Source organism: Streptococcus suis, assembly GCF_024509555.1.
GTDB classification, from domain to species: domain Bacteria; phylum Bacillota; class Bacilli; order Lactobacillales; family Streptococcaceae; genus Streptococcus; species Streptococcus suis_AD.
Map to the genome: position 1 here is coordinate 35,326 of NZ_JAMWEL010000013.1, position 23,998 is coordinate 59,323.

The following is a 23,998-nucleotide window of genomic DNA, read 5'->3' on the forward strand; positions in this document are numbered from 1 at the left end:
TTTTTAATATCTATTTTTTCAAGAGCTACCCTCTACTTGGAAAAAAAGATCAATGATTCTCTACTTATTTTTATATAAAACTCAGCTAAGGAACTAGCAGATAGCCCTAGTGTATTACGACAGATTCCCACTAAAAATGTTACTTCCAATGAAAGTATGGTATAATGAACTAACTTCTAAGAAAGGACAAGCGATTCTATTTGTGAAAAAACTGTTTCATACCGTTAAAAATCATTTACAAACCAGGCTGGGCTGCATCGCTCTTCTCCTACTTATTTATTGGATAAAATCTATCTGGGCTTACTTTGTCGACTTCAATCTCGATGCTCAAGGATTTTTTCAACACTTTATTGCGATTATCAACCCCGTCCCTATAGGTCTACTTCTCATGGGGATTGCTCTATATTTTAAATCAACAAAAGTATTTTATTCTCTTGCTATAGCTATATACTCTGCCCTATTTCTATGGTTATTTTCTAATGCCATCTATTTTAGGGAGTTCTCTGATTATATTTCCATATCTACCATGGCAGCAACCTCCAGTGTATCTGCTGGACTAGGTGAATCAGCTCTAAAACTCTTCCGTCCTTGGGATATCGTCTATTTCCTTGATCTGATTTTTTTCGGTATCTTAATTTACCGCAAGTCCATTAAGTGGGATTCACAAGCATTTAATAAACAAGCAAGTGTAGCCATTTCTTGTTTCTCTATTTTTTTATTCTCTGTCAATCTCTTTCTTGCGGAAATTGATCGACCAGAGTTACTATCACGAGGTTTTTCAAATAACTATATCGTCAGAGCCTTAGGTCTTCCTGCCTTTCTGGGCTACAATGCCAACCAAACCTATACAGCTCATAAGGATCGTTCAGGTGCAAGCGCAAGCGATCTTGAACCAGTAAAAGAATATGTGAACACTCATTATGCTGCTCCAAACGATAGTTATTTCGGAATTGCTAAAGGAAGAAATGTTATCTACTTACATTTAGAAAGTCTGCAACAGTTTATCATTGACTACAAACTAAATGTTGACGGGGTCGAATATGAAGTCACTCCTTTCCTAAATTCCTTATATCATGATAAGTCAACTTTGGCATTTTCAAATTTCTTCCACCAAGTGAAAGCAGGAAAAACATCAGATGCTGAGACCTTGCTAGATACATCCTTATTCGGTTTAAATCAAGGTTCATATATGGTTCAATACGGTGGGAGCAACACGCAACAAGCAGCTCCCAATATCTTATCCCAGCAGGCAGGCTATACTTCCGCTGTTTTCCATGGCAATTCTGGAAGTTTTTGGAACCGGAACAATACCTATAAACAGTGGGGCTATGATTACTTCTTTGACCAAGGTTATTTTTCAGAACCAACCGAGGAAAATTCTTTCCAATATGGTCTGAATGACAAGGTTGTCTTAACTGATTCAATTCAATACTTGGAACATTTACAGCAACCTTTCTACATCAAGTATCTTTTGGTATCCAATCATTATCCCTATACAAGTAGCTTGCCTGAAAACGAAAAAGGCTTTCCTTTAGCCCAAACGGACGATGAAACCATTAATAGTTATTTTGCCACTGCAAATTATCTGGATTCTGCCATAAAATCCTTTTTTGATTATATGAAGCAAGCAGGAATTTATGATAATTCTATAATTGTTCTCTATGGAGATCATTACGGAATCTCAAACTCACGCAATCCTTCATTAGCCCCATTGATCAATAAGGACCCACAAACTTGGACTGAGTATGATAATGCCATGCTACAACGAGTCCCCTATATGATTGTCGTTCCTGGAATGGCCAATGGAGGTATCTTTGATACCTATGGAGGCGAGGTGGATTCCCTACCAACCATTGAACATCTTCTTGGAATTAAAGCAGATCAATTTATCCAAGTGGGACAAGATTTATTGTCCCCAAGCCGCGATCAAATCGTAGCCTTCCGAACAGCTGGCACCTTCGTTACCCCAACTTATACTAGCTATGGGGGAAAAATCTACTACACTGAAAGTGGATTAGAGATTACTAATCCAGACGAAGAAACCCAGAAAGAAATTGATGCTATCAAAGAAAGAGTTGCAGCTCAGTTAGCTGCTAGCGATGCCGTTCAAACAGGCGACCTTCTTCGGTTCTTTTCCAACGATATAGAAAAAATTTCCCCAGAATCATTTAACTATATTGATTCCTTAGCCAGTCTTTTAGCCAAGGAAAACGAACGGGGACAAGCCTCCACTAGTATTTATAGCAAACAAAATAACATCTCTACTACTCACCTATTCAAAGCTCCAAGCTATGTGGAATTGCACGGAAGTCCAGAATCCAGCTCCTCCACATCAAATCCTTCAAGTACATCTACAAGTCAAGAAACAACTCCTTCAACTACACCGAATGATACTCAATGAAAATCAAAATCAGAGTAGCTCCAAAGGTTTGAGGAACCTTTGGAGGTTGGAAATAGAGCGAATGTAGTTCGTTTCTACTTAGCAGATAGAACCCTGTTACTATTTTGTTTCAAGGTAACAGGCTGAGGCTGGGCAAAAAGCCCAACCTCGCTTCTCAGGGTTCGTGTCAACATCTCAGCGCAGTGGTTGATTGGCAGATTTGTTCGTGTTTTACACTCCAAATCTGACCTAATCAACTGTGCGGGGGCGGGAAGACGAACTCTTTTTTGACCAGTCGAGTTCTTTCCCGCTCCCACTCATCAAATCAAGGCAACAACGTCTGATTTTGATTTTCGAAGAGTATGAATAAAGAAAACACTCGCTAGAACCTAATCTTGCGAGTGTTTTTGTATCGACATTCAGTTAAATTTTTGCATAAAATAATGGTTTGAATTGGAAAGAGAACATCTTTGAATACCCATGTCAGTTGCATATCTTCTTTTAGTTTTCATCCATTACTTAGTTAATACGCCTTACCTAACTCCAGTTATGACTGCAGCTCGTTTCCTAGTACTAAGAGTAAACTAAATGACTATACTTCTCAGACCCAATCTCAAAATATCTTTAGAGCTCTCAAATTCAAAAAGCCATATGTGTTCTGTTTCTGATTCTTTGATCTATAATACTTTCATTCTTACAAATCAAAATCCTCTTTCAACTTGTCAATCACCTGTTGGAGCAAGTCGCGATTGACACTGTATTTGACATTCTTGTCTTTGGCATTAAAGAGAAGCAGGTCGCCGTTAATCAGTTTCTGGGTGTGGAAAGACACTGCCGCCCCTGTAATAGCCAGGCGTTCTGCAATGTCCTTGCTCTTGGCATGAGGCTTGGTCAGTTCCACCAAGACCTGATAGCGCGTGCTATCGCTGATGACTTTAAGAGCCGTTGTCAAATCATCCAGATCCAGCTCGTCATTTGACAGCATAATCTGATCAATTCGACAGGAAGCTAAAAGAGCAACTTTCATATGGTCAAATTGTTCATTGCCATAATAAGCAAACCAATAATTCCACGGACTGAGAACGAAGAATTGGGCAGTTTCTACACCCAAGCTATCCAAGCTAGTCATGGCTAACTGCTTGGAGTCTCGATAGAGTTTCTCAATGTCAAAGTCTCTAGCAAAGGCTTCCCGCTCTGCTCTTGCCCCTTCAAAATAAGGCTGATAGATTGGTAGCAGCTTGTTCAGGAGATCGACAGACCGCTCAACTGTTTCCAGGGGATTGCGGATAGCCAATGACCAGTACCACTTATCTGCCGGCTTTTTATCCGTTTTTTCCAAAAGTTCCATGAGGCTGAGGGTCTTCTCACGATGTCCGTCATTTTCAGACGCTAGCATGGTCCGCATGGCATCTTCTACTTCTTCTTGAGACAGCTTTAAAATCAATTGACAAGCTTCCTCAACTGTCTTTGGATCCTGCCCATCATTCAAGATATAGAAATAAAGACTATGCAAAATGTTAAAAATATGTCCCCAAACAAAGACCTCATTGACTTCCTGACGATAATACGCCAGCTTTTCCTCTATCTCATCTCGAATTTCCAAAGCATCTTTGAGAATGTCTTTTTCTTTCTGTGAAAAATCCGCCTCAAACGGCTCTTCACGTTCCTTGACAATCAAGGGAATAAAGAATTTTTCGACAATCTCGCTTCTATAATCTCGGTAATCTAATTTCATACGCATACTTTCTAAGCTTTAACAACTACTTCATTTTTAGGCCTACGCCCCACAAGAATAGTATAGCTTACTAGTCCCACAGAAAGCAAGAGGAAGATGAGGGAAATGCTTGTGACAGATAAGATTGTCACCATTAGGGCGACCAAGGCTTGACCAGCAAGCATGCCGATATTAAATATGGTCCCCATTCCTGTATTGATGGTCGCCAATTTATCCTCGGGTAGTTCATTCATTATCAGGGCATACAATTTGGGATTGATAATGCCAGTCGTCATGGTAGTGACTAAGATAGTCGCCATCACAATATAAATATTATGAAAATAAAAACCAACAAACAGAATGACCGACAAAACTGTACAACACTTGAGCAGATTGGATAAGCTGATATGTTTGAAGAAAGCCATACCTAGACTAGAGCCAAGGATGTAACCAACAGAAAATAGATTGAATACCAAGGCAAGAGTTATACCAGAATTGACAATCACAAAGTCTGAAAATTCCTTCATAGACAGGATAACCATGGGAGATACGGCGCTAATAACCGTATTGATACCCAAAATGGTCAGAATTGAAACCTTTAGCAGAGGAATCTTTTGAATGGCTTGATAAGATTCTTTGAGACTCTGACCAATTCCCTTGATAAGCCCTGCTTCTGTTTTAGTTTGGTCAGCCTCTTGGATTGGATTTTCTTTCAACAACTTGGCAAAAGCTGGACGCAGACCTGCCATAATCGCAAGACTGACCAAGAAGGTCCCAGCATTGAAAAAGGCAAGATTCTGGTAAGACATATAACCGATTAGAATGGCACCGCTGGATCGAAAGACAATCATCAAGATGCCACCCACGGTGTTCTTAAAGGCCATGGCAGTTTCACGGTCTTCCGCTGCCACAACCCGCAAGCTGACTGGCATATAAAGGCCATTTTCGTATTGACCAGCCAGGTCAGACAGGAAGTTGACCACACAGACGACTGCTACAATCCAGAGGGCTGGTGTAAATCCCATCAATAAGCCAACGAGGGCATAAAGAACAAAACGAAACACCAGAGTAGCCAAAATCGTATCCAATTTATTTTTTGTCCGATCAGCCCAGATTCCCATAAAAAGTCCCGACAAGATCGGCAGAGTTTCAGAAACCGTAATCATGGCCAAGGCAAACTTGGTATCTGGCAGCAACAAGACATAGTTCATCAAAGCTAGGTAGTAAAGCGTGTCTCCAAAGTTGGAAATCACATCCGCTAGGTAGCTTGATAAGAACAATTTATTGTTGAGTAACTTTTTCAAAGCAATTCTCCTTCGTAGTAACCAGAGATTTATTCCTAAGCACTAGCTACAATCTTTTCAGGATTTTTTCCTGTAAAAATGCTATAAGCTAATAGCACCACAGAAAGCAAGAGGAAGATGAGGGAAATACTTGTAACAGATAAGATTGTCACCATTAGGGCAACCAAGGATTGACCAGCCACCATACCGATTTGACAGAAGCTTGTAATACCAGCGTCAACAGTTGCCAATTTATCCTCTGGTAATTCATTCATAACAAGGGCACTCATTTTTGGATTGAAGACACCCAAAGTCATAGCTGTCACAAAAATAACCGTCAATACCACATAAATATTGTGGAGAAAGAAACCCGAGAAAAGTAAAACAGGCATAAGAGTAGAAAACTTGAGGAGATTGATTAAGCTGACATTTTTGAACAAGGCCATACCGATACTTGACCCCAAGATACTACCAACTGAGAAGAGAATGGAAATCAAAGCAACGGTTGTCCCAGCATTGACAATCAGAAAGTCTGAGAACTCCTTCATATTGAGAATAACTAATGGTGATAGTGCGGTAAAAATGGCATTCAGGCTGGCAATGGTCACAATTGACGCTTTGAGAACAGGAATATTCTGAACAGCTTGATAGGATTCTTTGAGACTGTTACGCATGCCCTTGATAAGTCCTGCTTCTGTTTCTGTTTGCTCAGCTTGCTGGATAGGATTTTCCTTCAGTAGCTTGGCAAAAGCTGGACGCAAACCTGCCATAATTGCAAGGCTGACCAAGAAGGTCCCTGCATTGAAGAAGGCAAGATTCTGGTAAGACATGAATCCGATCAGGATAGCACCACTGGCTTGAAAGGCGATTTGCAAAAGTGATCTCACTGTCATCTTAAAGGCCATAGCAGTTTCACGGTCTTCCGCTGCCACAACCCGCAAGCTGACTGGCATATAGAGACCGTTTTCGTATTGACCAGCAAGGTCAGACAGGAAGTTGATGACGCAGACCACCGCCACAACCCAGAGGGCTGGTGCAAATCCCATCAAGAAGCCAACAAAGGCATAGAGACCGACACGAACCAGCAGGGTTGCAAGAATAGTATCCAATTTGTTTCTGGTCTTGTCTGCCCAAATCCCGATAAAGAGGCCTGCCAAAATCGGCAAGGTTTCAGAAGTGGTAATCATAGCCAGGGCAAACTTGGTATCTGGTAAGAGTAAAACATAGTTCATCAAAGCCAGATAATAGAGCGTATCTCCAAAGTTAGAAATCAAGTCCGCCACAAAGCTAGATAGAAATAATTTGCTGTGAATCAACTTTTTCATAAACATCTCCTTAAACAAAAATTAAATATTTATTTAACATTATTTTATACTTTATTTTAATTAAGTCAATACTTAATTTTATTAAAATTAAATATTTTTTAAGCGATTGTTTAATTTTTCTTCTATCTGACTTTTTCTTGACAAGATTAGCACAGTTTGTTATAGTATTGTTCGGGCACCTCTTTTGAGAGGTCGGAGAAAAGGCTCCCTAGTTTTAGGGAGCTATTTTTTGTTTTCCCAGAGATTAATACACATTTGGAGGACATATTTATAATGAAAAAAATCGCATTTGATTCAACTAAATACTTGAATTTGCAACGTGACCACATTTTAGAACGTATTGCCCAGTTCGAAGGCAAACTCTATATGGAATTTGGTGGAAAAATGTTAGAAGATTTCCACGCAGCCCGTGTTTTACCAGGTTATGAACCAGATAATAAAATCAAGCTCCTCCAAGAGTTAAAAGACCAAGTAGAAATCGTCATCGCTATCAACGCCAGCAATATCGAACATTCTAAGGCACGTGGTGACTTGGGTATTTCTTACGACCAAGAAGTCTTCCGCTTGATTGATACCTTCAATGATATTGATATTTATGTTGGTTCTGTGGTCATTACCCAATACCGCAACCAACCAGCCGCTGATGCCTTCCGCAAGCAGTTGGAAAAACATGGTATCAAGTCCTACCTCCACTACCCAATCAAGAGCTATCCTTCTGATATCGACCACATCATCTCACCAGAAGGGATGGGGAAAAATGACTACATCGAAACTAGTCGCAACCTCGTCGTTGTCACCGCACCCGGACCTGGTTCAGGTAAATTGGCGACCTGTATCTCCCAACTTTACCACGACCAACTGCATGGCGTAACATCAGGTTATGCCAAGTTTGAAACCTTCCCAGTTTGGAACTTGCCACTCCACCACCCAGTCAACTTGGCCTATGAAGCAGCAACTGCTGACCTGGATGACCTCAACATGATTGACCCTTTCCACTTACAAACCTATGGAAAAACAGCCGTCAATTACAACCGTGACATCGAGGTCTTCCCTGTCCTCAACCGTACCTTTGAACGCATTTTGAACAAGTCTCCTTATGCCTCACCGACAGACATGGGCGTTAACATGGTGGGCTATTCTATCGTGGACGAAGATGCTGCGATCGAAGCATCTAAGCAAGAAATCATCCGTCGCTACTACCAAACCTTGGTTGATTTCAAGGCAGAGAGAGTTGGTGAGCAAGCAGTCAAAAAAATTGAACTCCTTATGAATGAAGTTGGCGTGACACCAGCCAATCGTAAGGTTGTTATCGCTGCGCGCGAAAAAGCAGAGCTGACAGCCAGCCCTGCCCTAGCTATTCAGTTGCCAAATGGTGAGATTGTCACAGGTAAGACATCCGACCTCCTCAAACCAACTGCCACTGTCCTTCTCAATGCCATCAAGCAAATCGCACAAATCGATGACGAAACCCTTCTTATCGAACCAAACTACATCCGTCCAATTCAAGAATTGAAGGCAGATTATCTGGATAAAAATAATACTCGTTTGGATGCCAGCGAAATCCTTAACGCCCTTGCCATCACTGCACAAGATAGCCCTGTCGCTACACAAGCCATGAAAGAATTGGGCCAATTAAATGGTAGCGAAGCCCACTCAACCGTTATCCTCTCAGATGAAGATAAGAGTGTCCTTCGTAAATTAGGCATCAATCTAACCTTTGATCCAATTTACCAACATAATAAGTTTTATCATGCTAAATAACTTGCCCTTTTAACAAAAAAATCCGCCCAGTCGAGCGGATTTTTTCTATTTCATCAGTTTAGAACAAACCAACTGCTGTCCCATCCTCTGCCACATCCATATTGAGGGCAGCAGGTGCTTTTGGAAGACCTGGCATGGTCATGACATCACCTGTAAGAGCGACAATGAAACCTGCTCCCAATTTTGGAACAAATTCACGGACTGTAATGTCAAAGTCTGTCGGCGCTCCAAGGGCAAACTGATCATCTGAGAAGCTGTATTGGGTCTTGGCCATGCAGACTGGCAACTTGTCCCAACCATTCCTAGCAAATTCAGCCAATTGATTGCGAGCCTTCTTCTCAAAGACAACACCTGTACCACCGTAGATTTGGGTAACAATCTTGGTTACTTTTTCTTCCAGGCTATCTTCTGCCTTGTAAAGTCGTTGGTAGTTGGCTGCTTGATTTTCAATAGTAGCAACAACTGTCTCAGCCAACTCAATACCACCATCAGCACCATTTGCCCACACACTTGCCAACTCGACAGGTACACCAATTTCAGCGCAAAGTTCCTTCAAAGCGGCAAGTTCGGCAGCTGTGTCAGATACAAATTCATTGATAGCGACGACTGCTGGAATACCGTATTTCTGAATATTTTCAACGTGGCGTTTGAGGTTGGCAAAACCAGCTTTTACAGCTTCTACATTTTCAGCAGAAAGTTCTGTCTTAGCTACCCCACCATGCATTTTAAGGGCACGGAGTGTGGCAACAATAACTACTGCATCAGGAGCTTTCGGCAAGTTTGGCACCTTGATGTCGAGGAACTTCTCTGCTCCAAGGTCAGCCCCGAAGCCTGCTTCTGTGACGGTATAGTCCGCCAAACGCAGAGCAGTTGTGGTAGCGAGGACTGAGTTACAGCCGTGGGCGATGTTAGCAAATGGACCGCCGTGGACAAAGGCTGGCGTGCCATAGATAGTTTGGACAAGGTTTGGTTTAATAGCATCCTTCAAAATGAGGGTCAAAGCACCTTCCACCGCCAAATCACGCACATAGACAGGACTGCGGTCGAAACGATAACCAATCACAATATTTGCCAAGCGTTCTTTCAAATCATTGATATCTGTTGCTAAACACAAGATAGCCATAATTTCAGAAGCGACCGTGATATCAAAACCATCTTCACGTGGAATGCCATTAAGCGGTCCTCCCAAACCAACAGTCACCTTACGAAGCGCGCGGTCGTTGAGGTCCACAACACGTTTCCAGATGATGCGGCGCTGGTCAATACCAATCGCATTTCCTTGATGGATATGGTTATCAATCAAGGCAGAGAGAGCATTGTTGGCAGTTGTAATGGCGTGCATATCCCCTGTAAAGTGCAGGTTAATATCTTCCATTGGCAAGACTTGGGCAAAACCACCACCGGCAGCTCCACCCTTGATACCCATAACAGGACCCAAAGAAGGCTCCCGGAGGGCAATCATAGTTTTCTTACCAATTTTTGACAAAGCATCAGCCAAACCGATAGTAATTGTTGACTTCCCTTCACCTGCAGGTGTAGGGTTGATGGCTGTAACCAAGATCAATTTCCCTGGCGCATTGTCTTTCACCGCATTGATTTTTTCAAAGGACAATTTTGCCTTGTATTTTCCATAGAGTTCAATATCGTCATAGCTGATACCAACTTTTTCAACGATTTCAGTAATAGGTTTCAAGGTCACACTTTGTGCAATTTCAATATCTGTTTTCATGAGAGCTCCTAAATTCCTTATTTTTCACAAACATTATACCATAAGAATTTTAATTTTCGCATGTTGCTTATAAATATTGTAAACAACGTACGGATTTAACAACTGTTAAATTTTAAATATACTATTAAGTAAAATAATATTTTGATTTAGTAAATCTTTGTGAAAAATGGGTCGCAGAAACTTTACGAAAAATGGAAATTCTAGTAAAATATGTACATGAAACTATTGATTACATCAGGTGGCACCAGTGAAGCCATTGACCAAGTTCGATCTATTACCAACCACGCCTCTGGCAATCTTGGAAAAATCATTGCTGAGCAGGCTTTGAAACTTGGACATGAAGTGACACTGGTTACAACAAAACAGGCTGTCAAGCCTGAACCACAGAAGAATTTAACCATTATTGAAATCACAAATGTTGAAAGTTTAAAATCAACTTTAGAACCCTTGGTTAAAAACCATGAAGCCCTCATCCATAGCATGGCCGTATCGGATTATACACCTGTTTACATGACCGGCTTGGATGAGGTTCAGGCAACCGAAGATGTTACTAGTTTGTTGGACAAGAAAAATGCTGAGAGCAAGATTTCTTCAAAGGATGACTACCAAGTCCTTTTCCTCAAAAAAACACCTAAGGTTATTTCCTATGTCAAACAATGGAACCCAACTATCCAACTCATCGGGTTTAAACTTTTGGTCGATGTTACACAGGAAGAATTATTTGCTGTTGCCCGCCAAAGCATTGAACGCAATGGAGCAGATTATATTCTTGCAAATGACTTGACAGACATCAAGGGCAATCAACACATTGCCTACCTGGTTGACAAGATTTCGGAAGTTAAAGCAAATACAAAAGCAGAAATTGCCCAGCTGATTTTGGAAACTCTCGAAAAAGGAGAAAAACATGGCTAATATTACCCTTGCCGTTACAGGTTCAATTTCTGCTTATAAGGCAGCAGACTTAACCAGTCAATTGACCAAACTCGGACATCAGGTAACTGTCCTAATGAGCCGCTCTGCTATGGACTTTATCACACCCTTGACCTTCCAATCCCTAACTAAAAATCTGGTCCATACAGATGTCATGTTGGAAGAAAATCCTAGTTCTATCAAGCACATTGATATTGCCAAGGCGACAGACTTATTTATCCTAGCACCTGCTTCTGCCAATTCCATCGCTAAACTAGCCCACGGGCTGGCAGACAATATGGTCACTGCAACAGCCCTGGCCCTGCCCCTTGGAACTAAAAAGCTGATTGCCCCTGCTATGAATACCAATATGTACCTGAACCCTGCCACACAGAATAATCTCAAAACCTTGTCAGAATATGGCTTTGAGGAAATTAAACCACGCGAAGCCCTTCTTGCTTGTGGCGATTTTGGAACAGGGGCCCTTGCAGAAATTGAGATTATATTAGAGAAAGTGAGTTCTACACTGAATGAAAACTAGACGACCAAATCAAGTTGCAACGCTAGCAATTTTTATCGCCATCATGGTGGTCATCGAATCCATCAGTCAAGCAATTTTTGCCGCTTTTGTCCTCCCTATCAAACCAACCATCACACATATTCCAGTTATCATTGCGAGCATCATCTACGGTCCGCGTATCGGGGCACAACTCGGTGGATTCATGGGGATTATGAGTATTATCCGCAATAGTATTATTCTTTCACCTTTGAGCTATGTCTTCTCACCTTTTGTTGAAAATGGAAATCTATTCTCAGTGCTCATCGCACTTGTACCACGGATTTTGATTGGAATTACTCCCTACTTCATCTACAAATTGTGGCAAAATAAGGCTGGTCTTGCACTCGCAGGGTTAACCGGAACAGTCACAAACACCATCTTTGTACTGTCAGGAATTTTCTTTTTCTTCGGCGGGGTCTTCAAGGGTGATATAAAGGCAGTCCTAGCAGCCATTGTTTCTGTCAACTCAATTACTGAAATGGTGATTGCAACCATTCTGACCCTTGCAATAGTTCCAGTTTTACAGAAAGTTAAAAAATAAATATCAGAAAATCACGTGAAAGCGTGATTTTTCTTTTCAAACATGGTATAATGAAAGCGTTTAATAGAAAAATCTTTAAGGAGATATGCGATGACTTATCAAGAAACCTATCAAACATGGCTAGATTTTGCTGGACTTCCAGACTACTTGCGTGAAGAATTAGTTGCAATGGATGAAAAGACCAAAGAAGATGCCTTCTACACAAACCTTGAGTTTGGTACGGCCGGTATGCGCGGCTATATTGGCGCTGGTACCAACCGCATCAACGTATTCGTAGTCCGTCAAGCTACTGAAGGTTTGGCAAAATTGGTAGAATCAAAAGGTGAAGAAGCTAAAAAACGTGGTGTTGCCATCGCTTACGATTCACGTCACTTCTCGCCAGAATTTGCTTTTGAATCAGCTCAAGTTTTGGCAGCGCATGGTATCAAATCTTATGTATTTGAAAGCCTTCGTCCAACTCCTGAGTTGTCATTCGCTGTGCGCCATTACAATGCCATCGCAGGTATCATGGTGACTGCCAGCCACAACCCGAAAGAATTTAACGGCTACAAGGTTTACGGTGAAGACGGTGGACAAATGCCTCCTGCTGATGCAGATGCATTGACCAACTTCATCCGTGCCATCGACAATCCATTTGCAGTTGAACTAGCTGACCTTGAAGCAAGTAAAGAAAATGGTTTGATTACGGTTCTTGGCGAAGAAACTGACGTTCAATATCTGGAAGAACTCAGAGACCTCAACATCAACCCTGAATTGATTGCTGAATACGGTAAAGACATGAAGATTGTCTACACACCGCTTCATGGTACGGGTGAAATGTTGGCGCGTCGTGCCCTTGCACAGGCTGGTTTTGAATCTGTTCAAGTTGTTGAAGCACAAGCAACTGCTGACCCCGACTTCTCTACTGTCGCTTCACCAAACCCAGAAAGCCAAGCTGCATTTGCCCTTGCAGAAGAACTCGGCCGTGAAGTCGGTGCGGACGTCCTTCTTGCAACTGACCCTGACGCTGACCGTGTTGGTGTTGAAGTTCGTCAAGCTGACGGTTCATACTGGAACCTTTCTGGTAACCAAATCGGCGCTATCATTGCTAAGTACATCCTTGAAGCCCACAAGCAAGCAGGTACACTTCCAGCAAACGCTGCACTTGCTAAGTCAATCGTATCAACTGAGTTGGTCACTAAGATTGCTGAAAGCTACGGCGCTACCATGTTTAATGTATTAACTGGCTTCAAGTTTATCGCTGAGAAAATTCAAGAGTTTGAAGAAAAACATAACCATACCTACATGTTTGGTTTTGAAGAAAGCTTCGGTTACCTCATCAAGCCATTCGTACGTGACAAGGATGCTATCCAAGCAGTTCTTATTGTTGCTGAAATTGCTGCCTACTACCGTTCACGTGGCATGACCTTGGCTGACGGTATCGATGAAATCTTCAAGGAATACGGTTACTTCGCTGAGAAAACAATTTCTGTCACACTTTCTGGTAAAGATGGTGCAGAGCAAATCAAGGCAATCATGGCTAAATTCCGTGACAATTCACCAGCCCAATTCAACGCAACTGACATCGCAGTATTTGAAGACTTTGCCCTTCAAACTAAGACAGGCAAAGATGGAAACGTTGAAAAACTCACTACTCCTCCATCAGATGTCTTGAAATACACCTTGGCAGATGATTCATGGTTTGCCGTTCGTCCTTCAGGAACAGAACCAAAAATCAAATTCTACATCGCAACAGTCGGTGAAACACTTGCTGAAGCAGAAGAAAAAATCGCTAATATCGAAAAAGAAATCAACGAATTTGTTGGGTAAGATTAAATCATGACCACCCGTCAAACGGGTGGTTTGAACAAGGGCTATAAGCCCACATCACCAGCCAGCGCCTAAAGACGCTGGCTTTCACTTTGTTCAAGCCTCACTGCTTTTGACTCGTCACTAGCCTCTTAAAGAGACATTCGTACTACTTGCCATTATCCCTAAAGGGATCTTCATACTCTTTTACACTTAACTTATCAAGTGCTATATCATGTTTTTCCTGTTCTTGTATATATTTCTTAATTGTGGCTTCATTAAGTCCAACCGTACTTACATAATATCCCTCTGCCCAGAAATGACGATTGCCAAATTTATATTTGAGATTGGCGTGTTTATCAAACATCATAAGAGCACTCTTGCCTTTTAAATAGCCCATAAAACTTGATACACTTAACCTTGGAGGAATACTGACTAACATATGAACATGGTCTGGCATCAGATGACCTTCTATAATTTCAACACCTTTATAACTACACAATCGTCGAAATATCTCTCCAAGACTACTTCGATATTGATTATAGATAATTTTTCGTCTATACTTAGGGGTGAAGACAATGTGGTATTTACATAACCACTTTGTATGTGATAAACTATGTGCTTTTTGCGCCATATTTTTCTCCTTTCGCTTTACAATAGGATTGAACACCTTTATTGTATCGCGTTTGGAGTTTTTTTGGTATAACCTTCGTCGCGCACCCGCATAGCGGGTGGTTTATTTGTCACGCACCTTACGGAGCGTGACGGACTAAAAGTCACATAAAGCAAAAAGAGTCGCAGACGCGGCTCTTTTAGTATTTTCTAAATACAATATCAATAGAAGGTGAGAAAATTTAGATCGACATTTAAAGTGTAAATACATTTACTTCGACAATCAATCTCAGATGTTATTAAAATTGAGTATAACTCAGAGATCATTCAACCAATTTCAATGTATAGCAAAAAGAAAGACTATTCAATTTATATGCATTCAATAATTTCTGGTCTCCAAATTCGAGAACCTTCTTCCATTTTTCTTTGCAGGTCACATCTCTTGCTGAGTGAAAGACAAGTCATCCGCTGTAATTAGCATCAATTCATCATCATTAATCTGCTCTTTCTGTGCAAGACGATTAGCTTGAAGGGACAATGAAGTTTCAAAAATATTTCGAACTGCTCGGCCATTTGCAAAATTTTGCGGTTTCTTATCACAAATCTCTTGTAAATACTGTTTTAAAATAAGGCTTGCATCGGATGAAATTCGCATCTCATTTGTCTGGCAATATGAGTTAAAAATTTCCAATAATTCTTCAGCAGTGTAATCGGGAAAATGTATCAACTTATTGAAACGCGACCTTAAACCAGGATTTGATTCCAGGAAATCATTCATTGGATCAGAATATCCTGCAACGATAACTACAAAATCATCGCGCTTATCTTCCATGGCTTTTAAAATTGTATCAATCGCTTCTTGACCAAAATCTGTCCCACCTTTAGCCAATGTGTAGGCCTCATCAATAAATAAGATTCCACCCAGTGCCTTGTCAATTACCTCTCGCGTCTTGATTGCAGTTTGCCCAACATAACCAGCAACTAAGTCAGCCCGATCTACTTCAATCAACTGCCCTTCTGATAAAATCCCCAAAGACTTGTAAATCTTAGCAATGAATCTAGCAACGGTCGTTTTTCCAGTTCCTGGATTTCCTAGGAACACCAAATGATTGGAGGTTTTTAGGGTTTTGAATCCCCGTTCTTGTCTCATTTTATTGAGACGTAGTAAGTTTGTTAAATTATGAACCTCTTTTTTTACAGCATCTAGTCCAATCAACTGGTTTATTTGGTCTAACACCTCTTCAATCGTTTCAGCAGTTACAGAAGGAGAACTTTCTTCTAATCCAACCTCTTGTTCTCTTTTGTTGACGACCAACAATTTCTCAGCAACTGCTGCCTCTCCTAAATCCGAAATCAGACCAGCCGTCATATATTGTTGTAGGTATTTCACATGATCAACAAAACCTTGAATATCCGTCAATTTTTTATGATCCTTACTTAGTGTATAGTGTCTTCCAATTGACGTGATTGTTTTTAGATAGAGTTCAGAAAGTACAGATCCTTCACTCTCCTTATTTATTTGATCTATTTGACATAGAAGTTTGAAAGCTGAAGGAATTTTTTCTAGTTTATTAGCATCAGCCTCAGAAACTTCAACTTGAATCCCCGATAGATAAGTGTTAACAAAAAGATTGATTCGCTCTGTGCCATCAGTCAATGATATTCTGTGAATAAAAGTAAGGATTTCTTGAAGAACCAATTGCTTCAATGAAACTGTCAAAGATATTGGTAGCTGTTTGCTTTCAACTTTTTCACATGCAATCAACAACCTATCCATAGCATTTTTGATTTCTAAATCCATTTTCAAACCTCAAATTTAAATCAGAGCGACTTGATCCATGATGGCCTGATAGACTTGACGCGAGGCAGCCGAATCTTGATCTAAAGATTCGTCCAAACTGGATACAATAGTTTCTTTTAGTTCAGCTGTATTAACTTGATTAAAAGTTTGGAAAGTTTGTTGATCATCCAAAGCAAGAATGAGTGCTTGATTATCTTCAACTACCTCCTTCTGAGAAGAAACTTCTTCCATTAATTCTTTGCAGTAGATATCCATTTCAACTGTTGTCATATCAGACTCCAAAAATGCATAGTCTTGTAATCTTTCCAAAAACCAACTTGATTGCAACACATCATATACACCCATCCATCTATCATGAGCAGAATGCCATACACTTCCACTATTTAGTTTTTCCTTATTATTAAAATAGTAGAGCTCATCATAAAAACGTAATGACATGGTTAACATAGAAAGAAGCGAGAAAATTGACAAGATGATTGAACTTTTATCTGTTGCAATTTCCTTCTTAAAAACAGCAATTAATAACTGTAAAACATTGTATAGTTGATCAACTAGTTCACGCATTATTTCTTCAGAATATGGATTTTGGCGTCTTCTTGCATCCAACATGTCAGTATATGAAGAAAGAACTTTATTAAATTCATAGCCAGTCTGAATATCATGTCCTTGTTTTACAGTTTGATGGAGATGTTGAATTTGTTGAGCAATTTCCTCACTCATTTGTTCGAGTTCAGCATATAAAATTGCAAAGCCTGCACAGGTTGCAACCAGATTCAAGCAATTCAATGCAAGGGTTAGATTTTGTAAAACAGTAACATTCTGAAGCAATTGAAGCCCATTATTGGTTAATTGTAAATTTTTATGTATTGCTTGAAAGGCCTGATTTACCAATTGAGCAGCCTCTTTATTTTGAACTTGATTAATCGCAACTTTCTGAATCGCTCGTATTTGTTTATTATTCCCTCGCACCACTATTTCAAGGACATTTTTCTCATTAAGAAAACGATACAGTTCCTGCAGACTATGAATATTTATGACATTAGACATTGCTACTCTCCTTGGTTCTTGCTATTCTTTAACTCACAATAGACGATGATTGTCATGATTAGGTAAAAAACTTCACTTGAATAGATTCCATTCTTTGAGAAAACTTCTGCCACTTGATAGTTCAATTTTTTAGCCTGTTCCTGCTTCATATTGAAAATAATTTTTTCAATAGATAGAGCATCAATCGATAAATCAAAATTTTCAAATTGCTTAGCATCAGATTGGAGAGCAGAATTGTAAAGACAGAACATAACTCTGCAATAATCAATCAATTGATGGACAGAATGGAGACCTTTTTTTCCACTTGCCTTTGCTTTTTCATAATAGCGTCGAGATCTAGGTATAAGATGGGGGGGCATGGCCTTCAAATTGCCTTTTGGTGCTTTGGCAATTTTATTTGAAACCAATTTATCTAAGAAAATACTGTAATAAACCAAGTGTTTTTGAAAAGGTATCTTGGTCTTCAATTCCAATTTTTCTAAATAATCACATAATTTTTCAGAAAAAATATACTGATCAATCCGATTATCCTCCAAAAAGGAAAATTGAATATACTCTCCAATAAGTAAAGCTTTGATATTCTTAAACTCTATAGAACTGAAATCCATTATAGTTTCTTTTATGAAGTCATTATATTTCATACTCTCTTCTCATTCTATACAATAATTTTTCTTTTATTATATCACATTTCACATCTACTCATTTCCCTCTCTCCCCATCCCTAATTCTTCCAAAAAGAAGTTATTCAGAGCTGAAATATCTCGTTTCTCTTCCTGAACAGTTTGGAGATAGGCTTCAATTTCTCGAATGCTTTCTTCCACATAGTTTTGAATCGGAAGTAAGGGTGAAATGAGTGTTTCTTCTGGATGGTTGATTTTCAAGTCCAGCAATGCTGCGACATGGGGTTTCATTTCCTCTGGTAGCAAATCCTGGACAAGGTCTTCAAACAAAATAGGGGGAATGGAATGGTATTTCTCAATCCAACGACATGCCAAAATAGGGCGTAAAGCATAAAAATATTTTTTGGGTTTGACCTGTTCACTAAGTAGGTATTTTTGCATATGGCCTTTTGCAGTGTTGAGATAATGATGGAGCATCTTTTTCTTAGAAAAATAGGTCTGAGCATACTGGCGAATTCGCTCAATAAAATCTGTCTGATGATAGACAATCGGCGACTGCAACCATTCAAATAAGGTTGGGTTTGACTTAAACAAGAGTTTCAAAGTTTTGTCCAAATCCCAACCACTCACATCCCAGGTTTCATCAATAGGCAATTCAATCACATCCCTGTCAGGTGTCAACTTGAGGTAGTCTTGTATCTTGCGTTTATAGATAAATCGAACATCAAAATCACTATCAGGAGACTCAAACCCCCAAGCTCTACTGCCCGACTCTACTGCCCACAAGACTTCGACATCATATCTTTCTTCAATATCCCGTAATTTTTGGGGGACTAAGGTCATCATTTCATTTTGTGTTTTCATTATTACTTTTCTTTCTTTAGATAATCCTCATATGATTTAAAATCATATGGATTATCAGCATACTTGCATTCATTAGAACAGATAAAACGTTTCGTTTTTAGACTGGTAAAATAGGTCAGGTGTCCACAAGAGACACAAGTTCCTCGATGTCTTTGTTCAGCTAGGCCCAATATTGGTAATCTATCCTCATAAAGAGCATCTTTAAAAAGATTAGGGCGAACCTTCTTTTGTTGCTCCCAAACTTCTCTACGATTCCGTAAATAGTTATCAAATTTTTTATGCCAAAAAAGCGTCGGATGCAATTCCTCACATTCTTTACACCAAAAACCATCAATTTCAATATCCACTTCTCCCATTTTTTCCACCTCAAAATAAATCATCCCATTTATTTCTAATACTGTCAAACTGTGGATCTTCCAATAATTTTACAACCTGCTCATAGGCTGATTGGTAATAATACCCTCTGTTTTGCAGCTCGAATTCATACCCCTTCTTTGCAAATACCAAGAACTGATAGGCAAGGTCAAAATTGGTAAAAAGTTGTCCTTCCGGAAGCATAGATTTCCCTAAAGCAAGGCAGAGACTAGGATAGTTTTGCAAGCTATGACACCAGCTAATATCATGTAGGGCCTCTAATGGTTCATCTAAAAGATTGGATGCAGCCAATCGATAATAATAGATAGACAATTCAATGTTCTGTATTCCCCACTTCACAGTTCCATATATGTCACCTAATTTATATGTAGCATCGAGATTTCCTTTTTGAGCAGCCAATTTAAAGTAGGCGATAGCTAATGACAAATTGGGATCAGTATGTCGACCATAGAGATAACAATAGCCTAAATTTGACAGCGCATCAGAATTTCCCATACTGCCTGCCAAATGATAATAGGAAGCTGCAAGACTGTATTGTCCTTCACGGTAATAATTCGCACCTTTGCTATTCAGGTAACGAGAATCATTTCCCTCAATCGCTTTATAATCTGCCGCTGATAATTCTACTGTATTGTTCATTTTGCTTTCCTCCATTTGAGTATTGATTACGATTAATATATTTATTAAAATCCTTTGATTATCCTTTACTTTAATCACTGTTACATATATTATTTTTAATCTTTTTATATTGATTATACCATTAAAATAATAAATAAACTAAAACATATATGCCATGATGACAAGAGGTATTGGCATTTGAATCAACTTTGATATAGTCAATTTCGGCTTACCTTACTCTATTAACAGAAAGTTTAATAGGAGCAGACCAACAGACTACTCCTATTTTTTGTTATATTAAAGTTTATTATTTCAAAAATTATTCTTTAGTTGTGTGCCGTTTTCCTAGCTGAAGTGCTTGCTCCTCAGACATTTCAACAACCTTTGCAAAATTAGTATTGGCAGGCATGTTTTCCTTTTGGTACCAATATACATTAGCTGACCCGTTTCGAGCTACATAAACAACTGGTGCTAGTTGAGTAGCTGGTAGACTGACTTGCGCACTCTCACTTGGTTGTGAATCAGTTACTGCATGAGAGGATGCAGATTGACTACTTTCCTCAATTGGTACTAATGAAGGTGTTGCAGTACCTTTCAAATAATCAATGGATGCATTTTTAGAGTAATTATCTAAAACAACCGTTGTAATCCCATTCCCGTCAATCGATTCCTTCGGACTACCTAGGTTTATGTTTATCAGATTTCCTGATTCATCCAAACCAACATACTGAAGCAAAATTTGTCTAGGTATCAGTTCCTCTCCTGAATAAATAGGAGTGACTTTATAGTCTAACCAAAAATGAGGATGATTCGCTAGCCAATTATCAAGCCGATTTTCATAGTAAAGCATCCCTTCAATATTACTGTCATCCGTCCCCTTGTAATGACCACTATTAGTCCAGGCAGTCAAAGGAACCAGATTTTTCCCCTCATCGGAAAGACCACTGAATTGGTAACCAATTAAATGTCCCCTGTTGAAAAGCCAAGATTTCTTACCTTGGTTTCCATAGGCGAATTTGTAGTTATGCCAACCCACAGGAGTATATTTTATTCGCGGTTCTCTGCGTTTTTTAGGCTCATCCTTATCCTGAAGTTGAATATGTGCTGAGGTTGCCCTCCCTAAATGATCAAATTCACCAAGAAGCAGTTGTTTATTCCCATTAAAGGTAATTAAGTTTAAACTTGAATAATCAATACTAGCTTGTCCAGCTTTGACTGTAAAACCACTAATTACAAATGAAAAAAATACAAATAGAAATAGACTAATTTTTTTCATAATAACCCACCTTGTATTATAGAAAATGACATGATAAACAACTAATCTTTTAAGAATGGGAGCTACATACTAGAATGACTGCAGCTACTTTTCAAATTGAAATAAAGAAATTTGCAATACCATTTTTACCAATAAACAACTATATCTATATATTACATCAACAACTACATAAAATCAACAAATTATTGCATTCTGCTTAATAAAAAACAAGTTTTCATGAGTGGACATTGCAAATATTAAAAAAATGACACCCTGACAATTTTCTAGATTATTAGCATATCATTTCCAAATTTCAACTTAAAAGTAATTCAATTCTAACAAGTTTCACACAATAAATTATCAATATTAATACTCATCATCAGGCTAGATGTTGTCAGATTCTTTCTTCAAAGATTTTATTAATTCTTCTCTAATTAAAGATTATATAAAATAGCAGATTCAAATCCACAAAAGTCGGCAAACACCTAGCCCAACGATAATTAATATAAGAATCAAATATAAACTAATGTAAAAAATCTACAAAATAATCCAAGGCTACATATATCAAAGCCTGAATACAAGTCCTGAACAATTGGAACAAACTGATACGTATTTTAAAGTATATTGCCAGAAAACAAGAGAGCGAGTTGGACAATCTAATTGCGTTTTTCTAACAAACTCACAACTTCAATATATAGTGATAGCAACCCTCTATACTATAGAACGAAAAGTCTAGTTTGGCTTTATTATGATACAAAAGAACGAATTTATAACTCTAAGAAATATAAAAGTCTACCGACAAGTCTTTGTCAGATTCATGTCGTTTCCAAGCTAAATTAAAACCGTATCTATCGCTCCAATCTGGATGCCAATCGACATAATATGGAACACGACTGTATTTGCCAAGTGTCACCTCATCCTCCTCTAATGATTCCTCACAGGTTATCCCAAACTGGATACCATCAAGTTCCCAGGAATTTCCCCAAACATATTCATCAGAAATGACATCAACCCAGCGTGAAGCGTCAATCTCAAAGTCGGTACATAACTTCAACGATTGGAAAGTACTATAGTGAATATTGTGGGGTTTGATATGTACAGCACAGTCAACATGATACTTCTCATAGTTGGTATTCGATAGGATAACTTTCATTGGAATAGGAACACCATTGAGTTCCAACCACCAGTGTCCAAGTTTATTGTACAAAACATCAAAATACTCGTCTGCTGCTACTGATTTAGAAAAATCATCAATTTTCAAACATCGACCTGACGTTACTAACTCAGCTGCAATTTTCTCTGCACTCTCTTTATCAAAATCCGAATAACGCTTTATCACATGTTTCAACTTGTTAATTGGATATGAGATATCTTCTTGGGTAGCCTGACGTACTTTTACAACATGAGCAACTTTTTCGACATTATTGATACCTACAGGTACAACCACATAATGGTCTTCCTTGATTGATTCATCCTCACAGATATAGGAATATTCCTCACCAAACTCTGAGAAAGTGACCGATGCAACTCTGTAAACTGTGTCTGATGAACTTTGAACAGTAGCTTGATCCGCTTGCTCTTCTTCACTACTATCTAAATCTATCCATTTATAAAATGTATAACGATTAGGATTCTCATCCTCACCGAATACCATCAAACTGTGACAATTAGGGCATTGCCAAGCATAGTAAGAAGCATCAGAAATATCATAGTAATCAATTTTATTATTTTCATCTGTAGTATCTGTTATTTCTTCCCACAACTCATCCGAATATATTGAAAAAGCATTCGGATCAGGAGCTGAATGGTCATTCATTGGATGCCCGCATTGACAAGTCCACTTACCCATAATAATACTCCCACATTTAACTTCATTTCTGTTATGCCTATTATACCACTAAAACAACAAAAAAACTGTAACCTTCCGGTCACAGTTTCTTACAAGTCTACCTCAGTCTCCTCTAAAAATTTGACGCTTATCTGCCCATCTTCTGAAATTGTAATTCTGTCCAATACCTGACACATCTCATACGAATCAAATTCCCATGAAGGCTTGTTTATCATTTCAGCCAACTTCGTACAATAATGCTTTTCTAGCGGACGATTTTCGTCCAGAATCTTAGTCCACTTCCCATGCAATAGATCTACATTCTCAATTAGAAGTGCCACTGCCATATCTGATTTATCACTAAAGAAGAAATTATTACTCCTCAGTCAAGTATACGCTGGGCAGCTACACACGCGCATTCAAGTGATTGAAAAAAACAAGCGTGTTTCCTACACTGGAACAATACCAAGTCTGAATAAGGATTTTATTTTGATAAAAACTACAACAGGTCACATCAATCAAAAATTGAAAGATATTATTAGTATTGAACTTGTTTAGGAAGTGCTTTATGAATCAGCTTGAGTTTCATCGTAATCACCTGCAAATGGACTATTACAGCGAGAGCTACCAAGATTTTGAACGTGACTTCTACCGCTACTCCAACATGAATATTCCATTGACTTTCCTGACAGATGATATTCTAAAAACAATGGCAACTTCACGTAAGAACTACTTTGTCCTGAATAAGGAAAAGGCTAGAGCTAATCGTAATCACTTCTTCATATTTGAGATAAGTACCATAGATGAAAATCCGCTAATCTATCGCTATTCTTACAAGAATATAACAACTTACTTAGCACAAAAATAGGAGTGATGCAAAAGACCACTCCTATTTTCTATCATCTCATTATAAAATCAAAATAACCATTTTATTGAAGCAACTAGATTCTTACCAATTATTTTTTCTATAATATCTAATCGTGCCGAAT

Annotated in this window: 22 protein-coding genes; 8 read left to right on the plus strand and 14 right to left on the minus strand. The window is 39.0% G+C overall.

What is annotated here, in order from left to right; all coding sequences use genetic code 11:
- The first annotated feature begins 202 nt into the window (after window positions 1–202).
- Window positions 203–2,401, plus strand: coding sequence for an LTA synthase family protein (locus NF418_RS06775; RefSeq protein WP_256778951.1), 2,199 nt, complete (start codon window positions 203–205; stop codon window positions 2,399–2,401).
- Window positions 2,402–3,074: 673 nt separating this feature from the next.
- Here NF418_RS06775 and NF418_RS06780 read toward each other — a convergent pair.
- The 3 genes from NF418_RS06780 to NF418_RS06790 are packed head-to-tail and all read right to left on the minus strand — an operon-like array spanning window position 3,075 to window position 6,702.
- Window positions 3,075–4,115, minus strand: a complete 1,041-nt coding sequence (locus tag NF418_RS06780; protein ID WP_256778952.1) for an ArsR/SmtB family transcription factor — start codon at window positions 4,113–4,115, stop codon at window positions 3,075–3,077.
- Between the two features lie 11 nt (window positions 4,116–4,126).
- Window positions 4,127–5,398, minus strand: coding sequence for an MFS transporter (locus NF418_RS06785; RefSeq protein WP_256778953.1), 1,272 nt, complete (start codon window positions 5,396–5,398; stop codon window positions 4,127–4,129).
- A gap of 35 nt (window positions 5,399–5,433) precedes the next feature.
- A complete protein-coding gene (locus NF418_RS06790; protein WP_256778954.1) occupies window positions 5,434–6,702 on the minus strand; it encodes an MFS transporter in 1,269 nt (422 codons plus the stop codon).
- Between the two features lie 273 nt (window positions 6,703–6,975).
- On the opposite strand from NF418_RS06790, the gene NF418_RS06795 reads away from it, so the two are divergent.
- Entirely contained in the window at window positions 6,976–8,463 is a 1,488-nt protein-coding gene (locus tag NF418_RS06795; RefSeq protein WP_256778955.1) for a DUF1846 domain-containing protein, read from the plus strand.
- A gap of 58 nt (window positions 8,464–8,521) precedes the next feature.
- On the opposite strand, the gene NF418_RS06800 is transcribed toward NF418_RS06795, so the two are convergent.
- Window positions 8,522–10,192 carry a formate--tetrahydrofolate ligase gene (locus tag NF418_RS06800; RefSeq protein ID WP_256778956.1) on the minus strand — a complete coding sequence of 557 codons (1,671 nt, stop codon included), beginning with the start codon at window positions 10,190–10,192 and terminating at the stop codon, window positions 8,522–8,524.
- 216 nt (window positions 10,193–10,408) lie between these two features.
- On the opposite strand from NF418_RS06800, the gene NF418_RS06805 reads away from it, so the two are divergent.
- The 4 genes from NF418_RS06805 (at window position 10,409) to NF418_RS06820 (ending at window position 14,010) form a co-directional block, all read left to right on the plus strand.
- A complete protein-coding gene (locus tag NF418_RS06805) occupies window positions 10,409–11,104 on the plus strand; it encodes a phosphopantothenate--cysteine ligase (protein WP_256778957.1) in 696 nt (231 codons plus the stop codon).
- Complete coding sequence (gene coaC, locus NF418_RS06810; RefSeq protein WP_256778958.1) at window positions 11,097–11,642, plus strand: phosphopantothenoylcysteine decarboxylase; 546 nt, start codon at window positions 11,097–11,099, stop codon at window positions 11,640–11,642. The genes NF418_RS06805 and coaC overlap by 8 nt, the downstream gene beginning before the upstream one ends.
- Window positions 11,632–12,201, plus strand: a complete 570-nt coding sequence (locus NF418_RS06815) for an ECF transporter S component (protein WP_256778959.1) — start codon at window positions 11,632–11,634, stop codon at window positions 12,199–12,201. The genes coaC and NF418_RS06815 overlap by 11 nt, the downstream gene beginning before the upstream one ends.
- Window positions 12,202–12,291: 90 nt before the next feature.
- Window positions 12,292–14,010 (plus strand): phospho-sugar mutase, encoded by a 1,719-nt coding sequence (locus NF418_RS06820; RefSeq protein ID WP_256778960.1) that lies wholly within the window; start codon window positions 12,292–12,294, stop codon window positions 14,008–14,010.
- 148 nt (window positions 14,011–14,158) lie between these two features.
- Here NF418_RS06820 and tnpA read toward each other — a convergent pair whose 3' ends face one another.
- From tnpA to NF418_RS06870, 10 genes are all read right to left on the minus strand, one after another.
- Window positions 14,159–14,623, minus strand: coding sequence for an IS200/IS605-like element ISSsu4 family transposase (tnpA, locus tag NF418_RS06825; protein ID WP_029172398.1), 465 nt, complete (start codon window positions 14,621–14,623; stop codon window positions 14,159–14,161).
- Window positions 14,624–15,034: 411 nt separating this feature from the next.
- The gene (locus NF418_RS06830; protein WP_256778961.1) at window positions 15,035–16,402 is read right to left on the minus strand and encodes an AAA family ATPase; all 1,368 of its coding nucleotides are present in this window, start codon (window positions 16,400–16,402) and stop codon (window positions 15,035–15,037) included.
- A 15-nt stretch (window positions 16,403–16,417) separates the two neighbouring features.
- Window positions 16,418–17,449, minus strand: coding sequence for a hypothetical protein (locus NF418_RS06835; RefSeq protein WP_256778962.1), 1,032 nt, complete (start codon window positions 17,447–17,449; stop codon window positions 16,418–16,420).
- Window positions 17,450–17,451: 2 nt separating this feature from the next.
- Window positions 17,452–18,090, minus strand: coding sequence for a hypothetical protein (locus tag NF418_RS06840; protein ID WP_256778963.1), 639 nt, complete (start codon window positions 18,088–18,090; stop codon window positions 17,452–17,454).
- A gap of 54 nt (window positions 18,091–18,144) precedes the next feature.
- On the minus strand, window positions 18,145–18,933 hold the full coding sequence (locus NF418_RS06845) for a nucleotidyltransferase domain-containing protein (RefSeq protein WP_256778964.1): 789 nt from the start codon (window positions 18,931–18,933) through the stop codon (window positions 18,145–18,147).
- A gap of 2 nt (window positions 18,934–18,935) precedes the next feature.
- The gene (locus tag NF418_RS06850; RefSeq protein WP_256778965.1) at window positions 18,936–19,337 is read right to left on the minus strand and encodes a hypothetical protein; all 402 of its coding nucleotides are present in this window, start codon (window positions 19,335–19,337) and stop codon (window positions 18,936–18,938) included.
- On the minus strand, window positions 19,300–19,947 hold the full coding sequence (locus NF418_RS06855; RefSeq protein WP_256778966.1) for a tetratricopeptide repeat protein: 648 nt from the start codon (window positions 19,945–19,947) through the stop codon (window positions 19,300–19,302). The genes NF418_RS06850 and NF418_RS06855 overlap by 38 nt, the downstream gene beginning before the upstream one ends.
- Window positions 19,948–20,245: 298 nt before the next feature.
- The gene (locus NF418_RS06860) at window positions 20,246–21,202 is read right to left on the minus strand and encodes a DNA/RNA non-specific endonuclease (RefSeq protein ID WP_256778967.1); all 957 of its coding nucleotides are present in this window, start codon (window positions 21,200–21,202) and stop codon (window positions 20,246–20,248) included.
- Between the two features lie 754 nt (window positions 21,203–21,956).
- Window positions 21,957–23,030, minus strand: coding sequence for a hypothetical protein (locus NF418_RS06865; protein WP_256778968.1), 1,074 nt, complete (start codon window positions 23,028–23,030; stop codon window positions 21,957–21,959).
- An 89-nt stretch (window positions 23,031–23,119) separates the two neighbouring features.
- Window positions 23,120–23,356 (minus strand): hypothetical protein, encoded by a 237-nt coding sequence (locus tag NF418_RS06870; RefSeq protein WP_256778969.1) that lies wholly within the window; start codon window positions 23,354–23,356, stop codon window positions 23,120–23,122.
- Here NF418_RS06870 and NF418_RS06875 point away from each other — a divergent pair.
- Both NF418_RS06875 and NF418_RS06880 read left to right on the plus strand, forming a co-directional pair.
- A complete protein-coding gene (locus tag NF418_RS06875) occupies window positions 23,298–23,567 on the plus strand; it encodes a hypothetical protein (protein ID WP_256778984.1) in 270 nt (89 codons plus the stop codon). The genes NF418_RS06870 and NF418_RS06875 overlap by 59 nt on opposite strands.
- Window positions 23,568–23,577: 10 nt before the next feature.
- The gene (locus NF418_RS06880; RefSeq protein WP_256778970.1) at window positions 23,578–23,877 is read left to right on the plus strand and encodes a DUF5960 family protein; all 300 of its coding nucleotides are present in this window, start codon (window positions 23,578–23,580) and stop codon (window positions 23,875–23,877) included.
- Window positions 23,878–23,998: the final 121 nt, after the last annotated feature.

Bases quoted from the DNA above. Each gene is read 5' to 3' on its own strand.
- NF418_RS06815 (WP_256778959.1), top strand. From the start codon at position 11,632: ATGAAAACTAGACGACCAAATCAAGTTGCAACGCTAGCAATTTTTATC.
- NF418_RS06840 (WP_256778963.1), bottom strand. From the start codon at position 18,090: ATGAAATATAATGACTTCATAAAAGAAACTATAATGGATTTCAGTTCT.
- NF418_RS06855 (WP_256778966.1), bottom strand. From the start codon at position 19,947: ATGAACAATACAGTAGAATTATCAGCGGCAGATTATAAAGCGATTGAG.
- NF418_RS06835 (WP_256778962.1), bottom strand. From the start codon at position 17,449: ATGTCTAATGTCATAAATATTCATAGTCTGCAGGAACTGTATCGTTTT.
- tnpA (WP_029172398.1), bottom strand. From the start codon at position 14,623: ATGGCGCAAAAAGCACATAGTTTATCACATACAAAGTGGTTATGTAAA.
- NF418_RS06860 (WP_256778967.1), bottom strand. From the start codon at position 21,202: ATGAAAAAAATTAGTCTATTTCTATTTGTATTTTTTTCATTTGTAATT.
- coaC (WP_256778958.1), top strand. From the start codon at position 11,097: ATGGCTAATATTACCCTTGCCGTTACAGGTTCAATTTCTGCTTATAAG.
- NF418_RS06805 (WP_256778957.1), top strand. From the start codon at position 10,409: ATGAAACTATTGATTACATCAGGTGGCACCAGTGAAGCCATTGACCAA.
- NF418_RS06830 (WP_256778961.1), bottom strand. From the start codon at position 16,402: ATGGATTTAGAAATCAAAAATGCTATGGATAGGTTGTTGATTGCATGT.
- NF418_RS06820 (WP_256778960.1), top strand. From the start codon at position 12,292: ATGACTTATCAAGAAACCTATCAAACATGGCTAGATTTTGCTGGACTT.
- NF418_RS06780 (WP_256778952.1), bottom strand. From the start codon at position 4,115: ATGAAATTAGATTACCGAGATTATAGAAGCGAGATTGTCGAAAAATTC.
- NF418_RS06870 (WP_256778969.1), bottom strand. From the start codon at position 23,356: ATGGCAGTGGCACTTCTAATTGAGAATGTAGATCTATTGCATGGGAAG.
- NF418_RS06865 (WP_256778968.1), bottom strand. From the start codon at position 23,030: ATGGGTAAGTGGACTTGTCAATGCGGGCATCCAATGAATGACCATTCA.
- NF418_RS06790 (WP_256778954.1), bottom strand. From the start codon at position 6,702: ATGAAAAAGTTGATTCACAGCAAATTATTTCTATCTAGCTTTGTGGCG.
- NF418_RS06845 (WP_256778964.1), bottom strand. From the start codon at position 18,933: ATGAAAACACAAAATGAAATGATGACCTTAGTCCCCCAAAAATTACGG.
- NF418_RS06795 (WP_256778955.1), top strand. From the start codon at position 6,976: ATGAAAAAAATCGCATTTGATTCAACTAAATACTTGAATTTGCAACGT.
- NF418_RS06880 (WP_256778970.1), top strand. From the start codon at position 23,578: ATGAATCAGCTTGAGTTTCATCGTAATCACCTGCAAATGGACTATTAC.
- NF418_RS06800 (WP_256778956.1), bottom strand. From the start codon at position 10,192: ATGAAAACAGATATTGAAATTGCACAAAGTGTGACCTTGAAACCTATT.